Source organism: Providencia sp. PROV116 (genome assembly GCF_028482485.1).
Lineage (GTDB): Bacteria > Pseudomonadota > Gammaproteobacteria > Enterobacterales > Enterobacteriaceae > Providencia > Providencia rettgeri.
In genome coordinates this window covers 98815-116477 of record NZ_JAMPQO010000014.1, presented here as the reverse complement: position 1 = coordinate 116477, position 17663 = coordinate 98815, and the positions used below count along the sequence as shown (strand labels likewise).

At 41.5% G+C, this 17663-nt stretch carries 17 protein-coding genes; all 17 read right to left on the bottom strand.

Features of this window, described 5'->3' with window-relative positions:
- Nucleotides 1-12 precede the first annotated feature (12 nt).
- The 17 genes from PSE72_RS10355 to PSE72_RS10275 all read right to left on the bottom strand — a co-directional run bounded on the left by PSE72_RS10355 (nt 13) and on the right by PSE72_RS10275 (nt 17540).
- A complete protein-coding gene (locus PSE72_RS10355; protein ID WP_115166675.1) occupies nt 13-582 on the bottom strand; it encodes a fimbrial protein in 570 nt (189 codons plus the stop codon).
- A 42-nt stretch (nt 583-624) separates the two neighbouring features.
- A complete protein-coding gene (locus PSE72_RS10350) occupies nt 625-1176 on the bottom strand; it encodes a fimbrial protein (protein ID WP_115166676.1) in 552 nt (183 codons plus the stop codon).
- A 402-nt stretch (nt 1177-1578) separates the two neighbouring features.
- Nucleotides 1579-2061: a hypothetical protein gene (locus PSE72_RS10345; RefSeq protein WP_115166677.1), complete on the bottom strand. Its 483-nt coding sequence runs from the start codon at nt 2059-2061 to the stop codon at nt 1579-1581.
- Entirely contained in the window at nt 2051-2869 is an 819-nt protein-coding gene (locus PSE72_RS10340) for a winged helix-turn-helix domain-containing protein (protein ID WP_115166678.1), read from the bottom strand. Before PSE72_RS10340 ends, PSE72_RS10345 begins: the two co-directional genes overlap by 11 nt.
- 364 nt (nt 2870-3233) lie before the next feature.
- On the bottom strand, nt 3234-3752 hold the full coding sequence (hpaC, locus tag PSE72_RS10335) for a 4-hydroxyphenylacetate 3-monooxygenase, reductase component (RefSeq protein WP_109911935.1): 519 nt from the start codon (nt 3750-3752) through the stop codon (nt 3234-3236).
- A gap of 19 nt (nt 3753-3771) precedes the next feature.
- A complete protein-coding gene (hpaB, locus tag PSE72_RS10330; RefSeq protein ID WP_004914324.1) occupies nt 3772-5334 on the bottom strand; it encodes a 4-hydroxyphenylacetate 3-monooxygenase, oxygenase component in 1563 nt (520 codons plus the stop codon).
- Between the two features lie 522 nt (nt 5335-5856).
- The gene (gene hpaA / locus PSE72_RS10325; RefSeq protein ID WP_004914320.1) at nt 5857-6747 is read right to left on the bottom strand and encodes a 4-hydroxyphenylacetate catabolism regulatory protein HpaA; all 891 of its coding nucleotides are present in this window, start codon (nt 6745-6747) and stop codon (nt 5857-5859) included.
- 179 nt (nt 6748-6926) lie between these two features.
- The gene (gene hpaX, locus PSE72_RS10320; protein WP_004914317.1) at nt 6927-8294 is read right to left on the bottom strand and encodes a 4-hydroxyphenylacetate permease; all 1368 of its coding nucleotides are present in this window, start codon (nt 8292-8294) and stop codon (nt 6927-6929) included.
- A gap of 163 nt (nt 8295-8457) precedes the next feature.
- Nucleotides 8458-9264 (bottom strand): 4-hydroxy-2-oxoheptanedioate aldolase, encoded by an 807-nt coding sequence (gene hpaI / locus PSE72_RS10315; RefSeq protein WP_110732249.1) that lies wholly within the window; start codon nt 9262-9264, stop codon nt 8458-8460.
- Nucleotides 9265-9273: 9 nt separating this feature from the next.
- A complete protein-coding gene (gene hpaH, locus PSE72_RS10310) occupies nt 9274-10077 on the bottom strand; it encodes a 2-oxo-hept-4-ene-1,7-dioate hydratase (RefSeq protein WP_004914311.1) in 804 nt (267 codons plus the stop codon).
- Nucleotides 10078-10425: 348 nt separating this feature from the next.
- The gene (locus tag PSE72_RS10305) at nt 10426-11889 is read right to left on the bottom strand and encodes an NAD-dependent succinate-semialdehyde dehydrogenase (RefSeq protein WP_109911937.1); all 1464 of its coding nucleotides are present in this window, start codon (nt 11887-11889) and stop codon (nt 10426-10428) included.
- Nucleotides 11886-13112 carry a Bcr/CflA family multidrug efflux MFS transporter gene (locus PSE72_RS10300; protein WP_115166679.1) on the bottom strand — a complete coding sequence of 409 codons (1227 nt, stop codon included), beginning with the start codon at nt 13110-13112 and terminating at the stop codon, nt 11886-11888. The genes PSE72_RS10305 and PSE72_RS10300 overlap by 4 nt, the downstream gene beginning before the upstream one ends.
- A gap of 55 nt (nt 13113-13167) precedes the next feature.
- On the bottom strand, nt 13168-13551 hold the full coding sequence (locus PSE72_RS10295) for a 5-carboxymethyl-2-hydroxymuconate Delta-isomerase (RefSeq protein WP_115166680.1): 384 nt from the start codon (nt 13549-13551) through the stop codon (nt 13168-13170).
- Between the two features lie 9 nt (nt 13552-13560).
- Nucleotides 13561-14442 (bottom strand): 3,4-dihydroxyphenylacetate 2,3-dioxygenase, encoded by an 882-nt coding sequence (hpaD, locus tag PSE72_RS10290; protein WP_004914293.1) that lies wholly within the window; start codon nt 14440-14442, stop codon nt 13561-13563.
- Nucleotides 14443-14665: 223 nt separating this feature from the next.
- Nucleotides 14666-16132, bottom strand: a complete 1467-nt coding sequence (gene hpaE, locus PSE72_RS10285) for a 5-carboxymethyl-2-hydroxymuconate semialdehyde dehydrogenase (protein WP_004905295.1) — start codon at nt 16130-16132, stop codon at nt 14666-14668.
- On the bottom strand, nt 16132-16911 hold the full coding sequence (locus PSE72_RS10280) for a fumarylacetoacetate hydrolase family protein (RefSeq protein ID WP_115166682.1): 780 nt from the start codon (nt 16909-16911) through the stop codon (nt 16132-16134). Before PSE72_RS10280 ends, hpaE begins: the two co-directional genes overlap by 1 nt.
- The gene (locus PSE72_RS10275; RefSeq protein WP_109911939.1) at nt 16911-17540 is read right to left on the bottom strand and encodes a fumarylacetoacetate hydrolase family protein; all 630 of its coding nucleotides are present in this window, start codon (nt 17538-17540) and stop codon (nt 16911-16913) included. The genes PSE72_RS10280 and PSE72_RS10275 overlap by 1 nt, the downstream gene beginning before the upstream one ends.
- Nucleotides 17541-17663: the final 123 nt, after the last annotated feature.

The window sequence follows — 17663 nt, the reverse complement described above, 5'->3', positions numbered from 1 at the left end:
TGAGTTTATTTACTAATCGTAAGTAACGTTGAATTTAATTGTGGTAAAGTAATCGCCAGGTGTAATTTCGTTATTACTTGCACCCAATTCTGTTTCATATTTTAAAAAGCTCTCTTTACTCTTTTTATCAAAATAAACGTAATTATTAGAAATAGGATAGAGCTTATTTGGCATTAATAAATTATTGTTAATATCGTATATATATAGGACAACCCCAGGCTTTGGGCCTGATAGTTTTATTGCATTAGAATACGTATCTTGCGGTGCAAAAAAACGAATTTTAATACCTTTATGATTACTGCTGTCATATTCACTAATACAGTTATTTAATTTTATATAGAAAGGTTTTCGCATTAATTTTTCATCTTCTATATTATTTATACTATAGTTAGAAATATAATCGTAATTTATATATTGATATTGACTATCAGTTTCAATTGAACAAGGTGCCGCAACGATATAACCTTGCATTACTGTTTCACCTCGAAGACCATCTTGAATATGTCCAAGGTTAGAGCTAGCCGCATTAGAGTTAATCGAGTTAAATAATAAGGCAATCCATAGATAAGTATTTTTTTTCATAATGAGCCTTTTATGGGGAGAGAATTCTCTCCCCTAAAAAAATTACTCGTATGTGATTTTAAAATCAGCAATAGAATTAAATTCACCTTCGGTAACGGGTGTTGTACCATCAACACGTTTAGCTAATGCAGTAAATTCTAAAACGTTTTCACCTTGTTTATTACGAATTTGATTCATAACAGATTTAGCTTCATCAAATTTGAAATCTTTGATTTGAATACCGATATTTGAAGCTGTACCAGTAGTACCTAAGAATTCTTTATCAGTACCGACATAGTTTTTACCACCAAAGGTAATTTTAATATCTTTAACAGCAACCCACTTACCTTCAGTGTCTTTGCTAAACTCATCAAAATTACATTCTTTTAATTTAATTGCGATATCTTTTTCCGCTGCATTACCCGCTTCTAAAGATGCACGAGAAAGTTGACCGAATGGAACTTCTTGTTTTGTACTTTCTGATTCAATATTACATGGAGCATTAACAACTTGGCCACTGAAATGTAATTCACCGCTATTACCACTAGCAAAGATAGAAGTTGAAATAGCAGAAGTAGCGAATAAAACAGCAATGGAAAGTTTATTTAATTTCATATCTTACATCCTTAAAAATAAGTAAATATTTGATCCCTAGTAAGCCTTTATATAAGTACTGGCATAGGAATAAAGTTCAGTATCCATCAATGGATTTTCAAATGTCCTAATCACAGAACGCTTAACATAATCGTTTTTAGCGTGGGTCATTTCGACGGAGGAAATCTTATCCTTCTAAGGTGTAAAGTGGAATAAAATTCTTTAATTTTAATTAAATTCAAAGTTATAGTTTGATATTTAGTTTTTTTTAATGTCTATTAATGTTTTTATGTTGATTTAATTTGCTGTGAAATGTTTAATGTTTGTGCTTTTAAGGTATTTTAAGGTTGGAGATGTTTAGAAATAAAAAAAATGCATCAAAATATCAATATTTGATGCATTTTTTATGGTTTTTTTTTGAATTTACAGAGTGCAAATAAAAAGTGGAGAGAAATTTTCTTCAAAAATATAACTTGTATCGGTTAATTTTTTTATTTTTAAAAAATAAAGTTGATTCATTTCAGGGACTCCCCGAATATTGATTTTTCCTTGAGCCTGATCACCTGGGTCTATAAATATATTGTCAACACGTAAAAAAAAATGGTCACCTAAGTATTCATGTTTCATCAGAAATTTTCGTGAAATAGTATAGTTATTACCATTTTCATTAATGTTTCCATTCATGATGAATGTGTGTTGGTCAGGTTTGTTTTCATTAGGAATAACACTTAGTAGGTAAAATCCTTTTAAGGTAGAACGGTGATCAGAGATATTTATTTTTAAGGTTGTCTGACAATTTGGAATAACAGGAGTATTAATTATGTGATGAACATATAAGCTAATAAAAACTAGAGTTATAGATGTAATAAACAAAAAAAGCATTCTTGCTGATACTTTATTTGACATAAAAATTCTCACAGCTCACAGTTGCTCTCTCTTTCGGTATTGTTGGGCAATACGACAAAAATAGGAAATTGTCATATAAATTTTTATCATTCGCAACGATACCAACGTTATAATAAAAAACAGTTGCTGGCTTTTTACAATCAAGGTTTAATTTTGTTAGTTCATTTTTAATTGTCGCAAAGCTGATGGTTGTTGTATCGGGTTTATGGTAACTATTAATGTAGCGGATACTGCATTGATCGATACGACCAACTTCAGGATATTCTGTTCGGCTTGCAAAGAAATAACTTTTAAATAGGTATAATAAGCAAAAAATAATGAGTCCAATAAGTGAGATTTCAACATACCGGTTATTCAGCATGTAGTTTTTTTTATTTTCGTTTGCTTGGGGGGGAGTCCCTTCGGGTGCTTTTGATGAAGAACCTAGTTCAACCTCAGTAGTGAGCAATTCTTTGTCATTATTATCCTTTATTTCCTCACGCTCATTCTCAATTTTCAGGTCAGCAGAAAACTTAATCCCAACTTTAGGGACTGTTGTGATAATTTCTTCATCAGAAAAGGAAGATAAATGGCGTCTAAGTACAGAAACACTACTATTCAGGTTATTATCAGAGACAACTTGGTTATGTTCCTCCCAAACCCGACGTAATATGGTTTCTCGGTCAACGATATCATGATTGTTTTGCACTAAGACTAATAACAAGCGATTTAGCGTGGTCGTTAGCTTTAAGGCATTATTAATATCGTCGGTATATAACAGCCCCTGATGACTGTCATAATTAATATGATTATTAATCAAATAGTTCATTTTTAGATTGATTGTATTTATAGGAAAAATATTTATATTATTTGAGTTTATACCTGTTATTTATGTTATGTCAATTAAGCATATTTAGTGTAATTTTAAAAATCCTTAAAAATCAGTTGGTTGGGTTTTTGTTTACGCATGTTATGTTTAAAGGTGGGAGGCTAAAGGAGTATTTGTTTTTCCAGAAAAACACTATCCTTTAAAAATTATACAAAATAACTAATAATTTATATGTATAAAAAATTTCAGACTGAAACATTTTATGAGGAGTAAGTCTGTTGCTAGCTATTATTTTGACTAAACGATGAGATATAAAAAAATAGCCTCAAATATAAGAGGCTATTTAATATAAATACTTTACCAATTAAGCGGTTGGCTCAAGGATTTGGTGCATAACAGGATGGAATTTACGTTTAAAGTAAACGAGACCATGCCCTGTATCGTTAACAATGATTTGTTTCATTTCAACCATGTAGACAGAGTGCGTACCAATATCTTGCACTTGTGTAATTTCACCTTCTAAATTAGCAAGAGAACCTTTTAATTGAGGTTGTTGTAAGAGGCCTTTTTCCCATACATTCCAGCTAAAACGCTCTTCCATTGTGGAACCTTTCATCCCAGCAAAATGGCACGCTAACTCTTCTTGGTCATGGCTCAGCACGTTCACGCACAGGCGGCCATTCTTTTGAAAAACCGCATTCATTGCACTGTTGCGGTTGACACAGACCATCAAAGTGGGTGGCGTATCTGTAACTGAACAGACTGCGGTAGCTGTAATTCCACAGCGACCCTCAGTCCCATCCGTGGTGACGATATTGACTGCTGCACCAAGACTTGCCATCGCATCTCTGAAACGCAGGCGATGTTCATTTTCTAAAGACATTTTGACCTCCTGCTGCCGACTATTTCAGCAGCGAATCTAACTGATTAATATCATTGTTGTTATGCAGGTGTGGACGTTTCCATCCATGTTGATCGTAATCTGATAAGCAGCGATCAACCATATCTGTCATGGCTTTCATATTGCCAGAACCTTGTGCATGACGCAGACATTGCAGACGAATTTCGTCTTGGCTTCCTGCGTAGTTAATTTCATACAATTCATGGCGCCCACCAAATTCACTACCAATAGCATCCCACATTAACTTAAGGATCTTGATGCGTTCAACGTGATCCATTCCGTTCGAACCGCGAACATATTTCGCTAAATACTTATCAATTTCAGGATTATTCATATCACGAACGCTTGATGGCAGATAAATCAAACCACTTGTTACGTTACTTTCAATGATATTCTTGATTTTGGTGTAAGCCATTGGTGCCATAACTCGATAAGTTTGGATAGCTTGGGTATCCGGTAAGAATGCACCGCCTTCCCAGGCTTTGGCTTCAGAAGTCATTGCGTCAGTCAAGGACCAGAACAGGTTACGCCACGCAACCACTTCACCTAAATCTGCTTGTACACCACGGAAATCAATAACACCTGTACATTCTAAACTTTTTTGTAACAATCCGGTAATGAAGTCTAATTTAACCGCTAAGCGGACACAAGCTTGTAATGGGAATAAACGTGCGAATCCACCTTGGACAGCCCAATTACGTGCACGGTCAAAGTCACGGTAGATCAGGACGTTTTCCCATGGAATTAACACGTGATCCATCACCAAGATGGCATCATTTTCATCGAAACGGCTGGAAAGTGGGTAATCAAATGGTGCGCCTGTTGCGCCAGCCACTAATTCATAAGATGCACGTGAGATTAATTTCACACCGTCTGCGTCCATTGGGGCAACAAACATCAGGGCAAAATCAGGGTTATTTCCCATTACTTGTGCAGAGCCAAAACCGATAAAGTTATAGTGTGTTAATGCGGAGTTGGTCGCAACGACTTTCGCACCACTGACGATAATCCCTGCATCTGTCTCTTTTTCGAGTTTGATATAAACATCTTTCACTTCATCAGCGGGCTTATGACGATCAATCGGTGGGTTAACGATCGCATGGTTAAAGTACAGACCGCTTTCTTGAATGCGTTTGTACCAATTGCGCGCGTTATCTGCAAATTGGCCATAATATTCAGGGTTTGCACCTAAACAGCTGGCGAATGCCGCCTTATAGTCTGGAGTGCGTCCCATCCATCCGTAGCTCTGGCGTGACCAATCTGCGATAGCATCACGTTGTTGGCGTAATTCTTCTGGGCTGGTTGCGAAACGGAAGAATTTGTGAGTGTATCCACCGTTACCTGTGTCGGTATTCCAGCAAAGCTGGTCATGAGTCGTTTTATCATGAAGCGCATCATATAACTGTCCTATTGAAGCTGCAGAGTTACGAAAAGCTGGATGAGTAGTGACATCTTTCACACGCTCGCCATAAATATAGATTTCACGGCCATCTTGTAGGCTTTTTAAGTATTCTTGGCTATTAAAAGGGCGTTTAGCATCTGAACGAAAATCTTCTGGTTTCATGTCTACCTCGTTATCTCACAATGAGGGCTTGCATTGATAGGGTATAAAGGTTGCAAGCGAATATGTTAATTTTATGTTTATTTTGTGTTTCTTAATTGAATCGTTTTTCGAGGGGGTTTTAAAGAGATTTTCTAAAGGTTCGCTGGTACTTTTCGTTGAAAATTGTTCTTTGTGAAAGAAATGTGATCACTTCGATGTTTTGATATTAATGTAATGCTTAATCTCATTTTTAACATATTGATTATTATTCAATAATAAAATTATTTCTATATTAATGTTAATTATATTATTTTTTATAATTGTTCTTTTTTTAATCTTTGTATTCACTTTTGGTTAAGCATTATTGGTATTTTTACAAAGTTAAAACGAAATTTATAAAATATCAAAAATGTTTTTAAAATGTAACGTGATTTGAGGGCGTAACAGTTTATCGAGATAAACTTGAAGAGGATTTGATATACAGCTAAGGAGCTATTGATGATTTTTTCTCAGAAATAAGAATAAAATCACTAAGGCTCCTTTTTAATGAAGGTTTTGTTCCCGCCATAGGCTAGGAGAGCATCCGACTAATCGGTTAAAAAAACGAGCAAAATAGGCGGGGTCTTTGAAACCGAGCTGGTAGGCAATCTCTGAAACGGGGCTATCGGAAAACAGTAACATCCGCTTGGCTTCTCGCAATATTCTGTCAAAAATTAACCTTTTCGGTGGCCGGTTAGCGAACCGCCGGCACATATCTTTAAGGCGTGACTCCGTAACATCAAGTTTTTTGGCATATTCAGGCACTGCGAGGTGTTCATGATAGTGTAAGTCAATAAGCTGATTAAACCGCTGGAATAGGCGGTGTTCGCCTCTAACCCCTGTTGTTGGGTGCTCATCAAGTGGAATAGAGCGCAGTAGAAAGGTAAATAGCGCTTGGGCTAAAGAGGCAAGAACTTGGTCTTTGCCTGTATGGTTATTAGCCGATTCACGAGCCATTAATGCCCAGTAATGGTTAAAGGTATCGATATCATCAGGCTTATCGGCAACAGATAAACAAATAGCAGGAATATCGACCAAATCTGGATTGGCAGGGTACAGTGAGCCAAGAAGCGGGGTGATCAGGTCTTGCCGTACGGTGAGTACGTGGCCGTCAGTGTCTTCTTGAGTGAAAAATGCATGTGCAACCGAAGGGGGCGTAAGAATAAATAGCGGGGCTTGAACAGAATAGCGTGACTCATCGAGCTGCAAAGTAATATGGCCGGTAACCAAATAGTGCAACTGAAAGAAACCATCATGGCGATGAGCTTGCATGTCGCGACCAAAGAAGGCGGCCATGTTGCCAAAGGTTTGGTAGTGGACGTCGTCGGTGCCTTGGGTTTCGTCGTAGTCTGTACTGATGTCTATATTGGTAATTAAAGTTGAGTTACCCTTCATTCTTCGGCTCGCAGCGTTGTTGGCCTCACAAGCCAACCCTAGTCACATACTTCAGTATGCTCCTAGGGATTAACTTGCTTGCCGCCTAGCTGCAAGCCAAATTATTTTGGGTAACACCCTTTAATAATTATTTGCAGCGTAAGTTATTAAAACATTTAAAACATCAAAACATCAAAACATTAAGGTGTTGCTCTTGGTCTTGAGTTTTTCATTGGGATAGCAATGACTAACAGCGCGCCGACCACCAGCAAACCAGCCACAAAATACAGGCCTGAGTTAAAGCTACCGGTTTGGTCTTTTAGCCAACCAATTAACAGTGGACTGACGGCAGAACCTATATTACCTGTTGCGTTGATAACAGCAATACCGATAGCACGAGCACGTAGACTGATTGATTGGTCTGGCGTTGTCCAGAACACAGCCATTGCAGTAAATGAACCCGTTGATGCCATGATGATACCAATCAATTGAATGACTGGATGGCTAGTCATCGCCGCGAGCACCCACCCCGCTGCTGCAAATAAGTACGGTAAGGCGGTGTGCATTTTCCGTTCTTGTAACCGGTCAGAGCGGCGGCTCCAATAGATCATCCCAAGAATAGTACAAAACTGTGGGATGGCAGTTAACAGCCCAATCATGGCATTACTACTGCCTTGATTGAAGCTTTGCATAATTTGCGGAGTCCAAATATTGATGGCACTTAATGTATTGGTTAAACAGAAGTAGGCCACGGTATACATCAGAATGACTGGAGTGAAAATTTCTTTCCATAAGCTTTTGTTTTGCATAGCCGTATGGCTTTTTGAACCATGAGGTTGCACAAGCTCTAGTTGGTCCTGGTCCATCATTTCTTGCAATGTGTCTTTATCTTCTTGGGTCAGCCATTTGGCTTTCTTTGGTGAATCATCCAAATAGAACCAAACCAACACACCGAGGATCACTGATGGAAAACCTTCTAATAGGAACAGCCATTGCCAGCCTTTTAGGTTTAAAATGCCATCCATGCCTAAAATATAACCAGAAGCTAATGAACCGAATGCCATGGTGACTGGCATCGCAATCATAAATAAGGCATTAGCACGAGCACGGAAATAGGCAGGGAACCAGTAAGTTAAATAAACTAAAATCCCCGGTAAGAAGCCAGCTTCAGCGATACCCACTAACATCCGTAGGACGTATAAACTGGTTGGCCCTGTGGCAAACATGGTGGCTGTAGAAGCGATACCCCAAAGTACCATGATGGTGGCTATCCAGCGGCGAGCCCCAACAATCCCTAACATGATGTTACTTGGAATACCAAAAATCACATAAGTGGCATAGAACAAGGTGGCTGCTAAGCCAAACATGGTGGAAGTTAGGCCGATATCTTTCCCCATAGTTAGACCTGCAAAGCCGATATTAATACGGTCTAAGAAAGAAAAAACAAACAGCACAAATAAAAATACAATGAGACGTTTAAATAGTTTATTAATCACCCGCTGCTGCGGTTCGGTTAAATTTTTATGTTGTTCAGCAGGGTTAGTGCTTGCAAGTTGTTGATTACTCATATTGTAGGGCCCTCAATTCTTTCTTTTGCAGATTATTATAGGTACAAGGGACTAGTAGGCAGTCATGGTGCTGTCTGCCCTATATTGCGATATTGATTTTTTATTTATCTAATTAAGTTATTTGTCTGTAGGGTTAAAATTAACTTATTTAGAGATAGCTTTATTAATAAACACTGGGTGCACTCGAGGTCACCTCTGAAACTGTTTTACCAAACTTTGCTGCTAGTGCTTCTGCGGTACGTGCCAGTAGCGTGGTGTCGACCCCGACGGCAACAAATAGTGCGCCGAGTTTAAGATAATGTTCGGCAACATCTGGGGCTGCCATTAAAATACCTGGTGCCAAGCCAGCCTCACGAATTTGGACAATCGCTTTTTCTATCGCAGCTTTGACTTCTGGGTGGTTAGGGTTGCCTGAAAAGCCCATATCTGCACTAAGATCCGCAGGGCCGATAAACACGCCATCGACACCTTCAACTTTTAAGATCTCAGGAAGATTATTCATGGCTTCACGGGTTTCAACCTGTACTATCACGCACATTTCATCATTGGCACGAGTTAAATAATTAGGTACTCGGTTCCAGCGAGAAGCGCGAGCTAAAGCACTGCCGACACCACGGATCCCTGCGGGTGGATAACGCGTTGCGCGTACCGCTTGCTTGGCTTGCTCTGCATTTTGCACCATTGGCAGCAACAACGTTTGTGCGCCAATATCTAGCAATTGCTTAATGATAACTGGATCATTCCATGGCGGACGAACGACGGGTTGTGACGGATAAGGGGCAATAGCTTGTAACTGAGATAAGGTCGTTTGCACATTATTTGGTGCATGTTCACCATCAATTAATAACCAGTCGAAGCCTGCACCGGCAAGTAATTCAGCACTATATGGGCTGCACAAGCCAAGCCATAAACCAATTTGCGGTTGGCCACTTTTTAAGGCTTTCTTGAATTTATTTTCTAACAGATCCATGGGGATTCCTTATACAAATCGGCAGCTAATGGAACCCATATTGCCGTAGTCAACATGGAATACATCGCCTTTACGAGCAGGGACAGGGCGTGTAAATGAACCACCTAAAATAATTTGGCCTGGCTCAAGTTGCACATTATGCGGTGCTAATTTGTTCGCTAGCCATGCCACACCATTCGCTGGGTGATTGAGTACAGCCGCTGCTACACCGGATTCTTCAATGACACCATTGCGATAGAGCAGGGCGCTGATCCAGCGCATATCCAAATCGCGTGGCTTGATTGGTCTGCCACCTAAAATTACTGCGCCATTTGCTGCGTTATCTGAAATGGTATCGAACACTTTGCGTGGGCGATTGGTTTCAGGGTCAACGTTGTGGCAACGTGCATCAATTAGCTCAAGTGCTGGGATCACATAATCAGTCGCGTTATACACATCAAAGATGGTGCAGTTTGGCCCGCGTAATGGCTTTGCGAGTACGAAAGCTAATTCAACTTCAATGCGTGGCACGATAAAGCGGTCTGTTGGAATATCACAGCCGTCATCAAAAAACATATCGTCAAGAAGCGCGCCGTAATCAGGTTCATCAATCTGTGAACTGGCTTGCATTGCTTTAGACGTCAGCCCAATTTTATGGCCTTTTAACACGCGTCCTTCAGCAATTTTCACGCCAACCCACTCTTTTTGAATAGCATAAGCATCGTCGATCGTCATTTCTGGGTGATCGAGTGAGATCTGACGAATTTGCTCACGTGATTTTTCAGCCTGATTTAGGCGCTGTGCGATTTGCGATATGACATCTTTTTGTAACATCTTATTTTCCTTTTGTACCTCAGCTCGTCATACTTCGAGCTATAACTGCGTTAGCTTCATGATAGGCTTGCGCCTATCCCCTAGTCACACGGGTATGCTCCTAAGGGATTAGTCTCATTTACTGCCTTGTTCTAACTCGAATTATTTAGAGCTAACAAAGAGGCTCTAAAATCATTTGTTCAGGCCATACTTCGAGCTATAACTGCGTTAGCTTCACGATAGGCTTGGCCTATCCCCTAGTCACACGGGTATGCTCCTAAGGGATTAGTCTCATTTGCCGCCTTGTTCTAACTCGAATTATTTAGAGCTAAGATTTTAAAAGCGAAGACCGCCAGCTAATGTGTCTTTCTAATTGGAAAGACCACCAAAGCAGAGGTATTTCACTTCCAAATAATCTTCAATTCCGTAGCGTGAACCTTCACGCCCCAGACCAGACTGCTTAATACCACCAAATGGGGCTACTTCGTTTGAAATAATGCCTTCATTAATACCCACCATGCCGCTTTCTAATGCCTCTGCAACACGGTAGATACGCCCGATATCTTTTGAATAGAAATAAGATGCCAAGCCAAATTCAGTATCATTGGCAAGATCAATCGCTTCTTGCTCATCACGGAATTTAAATAATGGTGCCAGTGGGCCGAACGTTTCTTCTTTTGCGACCTTCATGGACTCAGTCACACCTGTGATAACCGTCGGTTCAAAGAACAAGCCACCTAATTGGGCTGGTTTACCCCCTGCAATCACTTTTGCACCGTGTGAAACGGCATCTGCAATATGTTCAGTGACTTTATCGACCGCGGCTTGGTTAATCAGAGGACCTTGTTGAGAGTCCGCTTGTGTGGCTGGTCCGATTTTCAGTTCATTCACCGCTTTTGCCAAACGAGCTGCAAATTCATCGTAAACCCCTTCTTGGACTAAAATACGGTTAGCACACACACAAGTTTGCCCGCTATTACGGAATTTAGCCGCTAATGCACCTTGTACTGCTGCATCTAAATCAGCATCATCAAACACGATAAATGGCGCGTTACCACCGAGTTCCAGAGACATCTTTTTCACCGTATTGGCACACTGTTCCATCAGCAACTTACCGACTCGCGTTGAACCCGTGAATGTGAGTTTGCGAACAATTGGGCTGGAAGTCATAACGCCACCAATAGCTTTAGCATCAGTACCTGGAACAATGTTAAACACGCCAGCAGGAATGCCAGCTTCTTCCCCTAACGCTGCCAATGCTAATGCTGATAATGGCGTTTCTGCCGCAGGTTTTAATACCATCGTACAGCCTGCTGCGAGTGCAGGGCCGACTTTGCGGGTGATCATGGCATTTGGGAAGTTCCATGGCGTGATAGCCGCAACCACACCCACGGGCTGTTTTATCGTCACCAGACGACGTCCTGGCAGAGGTGATGGAATGGTTTCCCCATACACTCGTTTACCTTCTTCAGCAAACCACTCAATAAAGCTGGCACCGTAGGCAATTTCTCCCATCGATTCAGTGATCGACTTGCCTTGCTCAGCACTGAGTAATTCGGCCAATTCCTTTTGGTTATCCATCATTAAACGGAACCATTTGTTTAAAATTTGGCTGCGCTCTTTGGCGGTTTTAGCACGCCATGCCGGCAGGGCTTTTTCTGCGGCTTCGATAGCTTGTTGAGTTTCTAAAGCACCGACATTGCTGACGTTAGCGATAACCTCGTTGTTTGCTGGGTTAGTGACCTCAAATACACTTTTATTTTGGGCATCAACCCATTGGCCGTTGATATAAGCTTGTTGGCGAAATAATGTAGAATTGGTATTTATGCTCATTTTTCGTTGTTCTCCGAAGACACTGATTGGACTTGTGGGCGGATATTTTTAGCTGATAGCTGTTGGCTAGCAAAACTTAACCCGGCACAAAGCGCCATAACAAGTGCCATAGCGAATGGGGATTCATCTTGTAATACAGAAACTGCAACGCTGGCGACAGCCGCTAAGGCAAACTGAATAGAAATGGCAAGTGCACTGGCACTTCCTGCAATTTTCCCGCGATGTTGCAGTAATAGTGACAAACTGTTCGTGCCGATAGCATTGACCATCGATAAGAACAGTACGACTAGAATAACAATTATGGGCAAACTTTGTTGGTAAAATATGAGTAACAGCAGACCAAACGCTAATTGAAACCCACTTTGCATAGTCAGTATGCGCGTTAAACTATAGGTTTTTAGTAGTTTAACGTTCAACAACAGCATGACAATCATCCCCAAGATGTTACAGCCGAACAGCAAACCATAATGTTGTTCAGAAACACCGAAATAATTGATGTACACAAACGGTGAACCACTGATAAAGGCAAACATACCGGCAAAGGAGAAAGCCATGGTGCCAATAATACTCAGTGCTTCTCGGTCTGTGAGCACCTGTGCATAATTCTTGAAAGCGACACAAAGTATATTTTCAGAACCGCGCTGGTGGGTTAACGTTTCAGGGAGTAAGAAAAAAATTGCACACACCGAAGCCAAGCCAATCACTGCCAGCAAATAGAAAATCACTTGCCACTGAAAATGAACGAGTAAAAAACCACCCAATAGCGGTGCCAGTAATGGCGCTATCATGGTCACAAGTGTCATTAATGACAGTACTTTAGGTAACTCATGAGCAGGGTAAACATCCCTAGCGATAGCCCTTGCCATCACAATGGCCGCTCCACTGCCAAAAGCTTGCAGCGCTCGGAATACAATCAAAGTATTTGCATTGGTGGCTTGGGCGCACAACAAACTGGCGACAGTAAAAATGGCAAGGCCACTTAACAACATTTTCCGACGACCTAGAAGGTCACTTAGTGGGCCATAAAACAGCATTCCAATGCAGAATCCGGCAAAAAAGGCGCCAAGAGTGTACTGCATTTGCCCTTGAGTGGCGTGTAACGCAATACCCATTTGAGGGAGGGCAGGAAGGTACATATCGATAGACAATGGACCGAATGCCACTAATGACCCTAGTAATGGGATCAAATAGCGCGGTATGTGTTTATCGAAATTTTTAACCATCTTGCCCTCTCAATAAAACGCTAAATAAAGATTTAAACCATTAACCTTTAAACTGTTAACCCTTAAATAAGGCATGAACATTGTTTTGCTTATAATTTAAAACTGGATCAAGCTCTTCCATGGTAAAAGATAATGCGAGGTAGCGTTTTGCCATCAAATCGGCAAAATGTTTTTTGATCAGCTCAAAAATCATTTCCCCCGTTTTTTGCCTATCTTCAAGAGAACGCCCAGTACCTATCTTCAACGTCATATGGACAAAAGCATAATCGTGCTTGCCATCGGCCATTTGCCAAGTATCTAGCCAAATAGCACGACTACGAATGCCACCTAATGGGAAGATACCTGTTCCCGCAAGGGCTTCATTCACTTTGGCGAAGAGCTCAGGTAGCTGAGCGTCATCACGAATGTTTTCTGTACATTCTGCATAAAAATGAGGCATAACAACTCCTTACGCAGTGGTGGCTTGTTTGTCAGTAATATAACTAGGCAGAGGGAATACCGCGTTTAATTGCCCTGTTCCAGAGCTTGCGAACAAGTCAGTTAAAATTTCCACTTTTTCGGCGTATTTATCCCAACCCAGCATACCTAATAGCATCACGGTGTCGTGCATATGGCCTTCGCCATAGCAGTAGTCGGCATATTCAGGTAACATTTTGCAGAATTCTTCAAAACGTCCTTCACGCCAAAGTTTGACGACGCGTTTATCCATTTGCTCATCAAATTCACGTGTGTAGCTGTTCATGCCATCTTCAGCACGTTGGTCATCAATAAAGCGGTGAGATAATGAACCACTTGCTAGTACCGCCACAGTTCCATCGTATTTTTCAATCGCAGTCAGTACGGCTTCGCCTAACTTACGGCTGTCTTCAAAACTATGAGAAGTACAGAAGGCTGAAATCGAGATGACTTTAAAGTGACGATCGCTATTCATATAGCGCATAGGGACTAATGTGGCGTATTCGAGGGTTAAGCTTGGAATTTCATGTGCTTGAGCACGAACGCCTAATTTACGTGCTTCCTCACCGATCATTTGGCCCAATACGGAGTTCCCATCATATTCATATTCCATATCACGAATAAAATGTGGAAGCTCATTACTGGTATAAATACCTTTGAAGTGGTCAGCACAGTTAATATGATAGGCGCTGTTAACTAACCAGTGTGTATCAAAAACAATAATAGTATCAACGCCCAACTCACGGCAGCGGCGACTGATTTCTTTGTGCCCATCGATAGCGGCTTGGCGACATCCAAAGTTTTTACCTGGTAGTTCTGATAGGTACATGGATGGGACGTGTGTTATTTTTGCTGCGAGTGCCAACTTACCCATTTCCTTCCTCCTTCGCTTATCCGTCATACTTCGCGCCGTAGCGTTGTTGGCTTCATAAAGTTACCCTAGTCACATACTTCAGTATGCTCCTAGGGATAACTTCACTTGCCGCCTAGCTACAACACGAATTATTTAGGATAAGTAGCCAAATTAATTATCATTGATTCAAAATTACTTAGAATAAAGAATGGTGTAGCTTGCTACGGAATAATTTTGCTTTTTATTACACACCCCAGCGAGGGATGTTGTGGTCTCCGTAGGAGATACAGACGTTCTTCATTTCCGCGAAGACTTCGAAGCTATACTCGCCACCTTCACGGCCTACACCCGAAGCTTTTACACCACCAAAAGGCTGGCGCAGGTCACGTACGTTTTGTGTATTAACAAACACCATGCCTGCTTCGATACTGCGTGACAAACGTAAAATCTTGCTGACATCTTGTGTCCAAATATACGAAGCAAGACCGTACTCAATATCATTTGCCATGCGTAAACCGTCTTCTTCAGACTTAAACGGAATTAAACAAGCAACAGGCCCAAAGATCTCTTCTTGGGCGACACGCATGCGGTTATCGACATCAGCCAGTACGGTAGGACGCAAGAAATTACCACCTTTGAGGTGATCAGGTAGATCAGTCGGTTTGTCTGGGCCACCCGCTAACAAGGTTGCGCCTTCTTCCATACCTAAGCGAATATAACCCGAAACTTTGTTCCAGTGCTGCTGGCTGATCAATGCACCCACTTGGGTTTTGGGATCGTTCGGGTCACCGACGATCAGGCGATTTGCCCGCTCAGCAAAGCGTTTAACAAACTCAGGGTAGATGCTTTCTTGAATGAAAATACGTGAGCCAGCTGTACAGCGTTCACCATTAATGGAGAAAATAGTAAACAGAGCTGCGTCTAGTGCACGCTCAATATCGGCATCTTCAAACACCAACACAGGTGATTTACCACCTAATTCCATGGAATATTTTTTTAAACCAGCATTTTGCATAATGGTGCGGCCTGTTGCCGTACCACCAGTGAATGATACTGCACGCACATCGTGATGTTTGACTAAGGCATCTCCCGCAGTGCTACCGTAGCCTTGAACCACGTTCAAAACACCCGCTGGAATACCCGCTTCCAGCGCCAGTTCACCAAGGCGATTCGCTGATAATGGAGATAATTCAGACATTTTCAGAACCGCAGTATTACCCAGTGCTAAACAAGGGGCGGTTTTCCATGTGGCGGTCATAAATGGCACGTTCCATGGGGAAATCAGTGCACAGACACCCACAGGTTGAACCAAGGTGTAGTTCATCATCTTGTCATCAACAGGGTATGTACGGCCGTTCATTTGCTGGCAAATTTCAGCAAAAAATTCAAAGTTATGTGAAGCACGTGGGATCAACACGTTTTTAGTTTGGTGAATAGGTAAACCAGTATCTTTGGTTTCCATTTCCGCGATTTGCGGGACGTTTTCGTCGATCAATTCACCAAGGCGACGCATTAAGCGAGCACGCTCTTTCATTGGGGTGTTAGCCCACTTTGGAAAAGCGTCTTTCGCTGCGGCAACGGCTTGGTTGATTTCATCTTGTCCACCCGCGGCGACTTCTGCTAATACTTCACCCGTTGCAGGGTTGGTGGTTTCGAAATAGTCTTTGCTGGCAACGTTTTTACCGTTGATCCAATGATTAATCTTAGTCATTACACTCGTTCCTCATAGTCTTTTTCGCTGATAATGGTGTTGACCAGTCGGCCAACGCCTTCAACTTCAACAATGACTTCGTCGCCCGGTACCACGTCAGACAGCCCTTTTGGTGTCCCTGTAGCAATCATGTCTCCCGGTTGCAATGTCATAAAGTCACTGAGGTAAGCAATTAAAAAAGGAATATCGAAAATTAGATCGGCAGTGGTGCCTTTTTGGCGTAATTCACCATTAACATAGGTGTACAAAGCCAAATTATGCGGATCTTTAATGGCATCTTTATCGACAATCCAAGGGCCAATCGGCGTTAAGGTATCACGGCTCTTAACACGTAAATTTGGGCGATAATAGTTCTCTAAATAGTCACGGATCGCATAGTCATTACACACGGTGTAACCTGCGACATAGTCCATGGCATCTTCCCTTGAAACCTTGTGAGCTGTTTTACCAATCACCACCACTAATTCAGACTCATAATGCATATATTCCACATTATCAGGGCGAACAGAAACTTGGCGATGACCCGTTAAACTGCTTTCCGCTTTTAAGAAAATTAAAGGCTCTTCAGGTGGCTTAAATTCTAATTCGGCAGCGTGGTCGGCATAGTTCAGGCCTAGGGCAAACAAGGTTCCTTGCGCAGGAGGTAACCATTCAACATCAGGAGAATCACCCGCAATCACGTCCCCATTAGGTAACGTAATGCCTTCGTTATCACCGACGGTGACGGAATATTCAGTGCCTTTAAAAAGGATTTTGGCGTGTTTTGTAATCGTAGACATTATTTTCCTCCTGCTGCCACAACGGTATTTTTCAGGCTAGGAAAGCCTTCCGCTTGGATAACCACTTCGTCACCGGGTTTGATGGTGACACGTTGTTGTGGTGTGCCGAGCAGGATCACATCCCCTTGCTTTAAGGTGGCGAAGTCACTTAATGCAGCAACTAACTCACTCGCATCACGGATCAGATCTTTTGTTGACCAGCGATCCACTTCTTTACCATTTACTAGGGTGATGATATCGACAGGATTATTTAGCGAAGTTGCAACCATTTCACCAATTGGACAAAACGTGTCGCGGCATTTTGCTTTAATGGCAGGGCGATAGAAGGTGTCTTCTGGCAAGCTCACTTCATTTGCCAGCGCAAACCCAGCAATAAACTGATGTGCATCTGTCTTACTGACTTTACGTGCATTTTTACCGATCACCAAAGCAAGCGTAGCGCCACTTTGCACTTCTTCACCAGCGGGATGCAAAATTTTTTCACCTGAATTGATACGCGTATTACGCGGCTTAATAAACCACACTGGGGTTTTTGGTGGGGTTTTATAAGGGGCTTGCTGGAATGCCTCAAGCCAGTGGCTAAGCTGGCTTTGATGATTGAGGGCAACGGCAAATACAGTGCCTTTCATTGACAACTCCTTAATGAAAAGAATTCAACTTTCGAGTAATTATTAATATATTAATAAAGTATAATTTTGAAATTAGCAATAGGTTTATGGAAATGTTAATTTTAATTGTGATCCCATTAACAT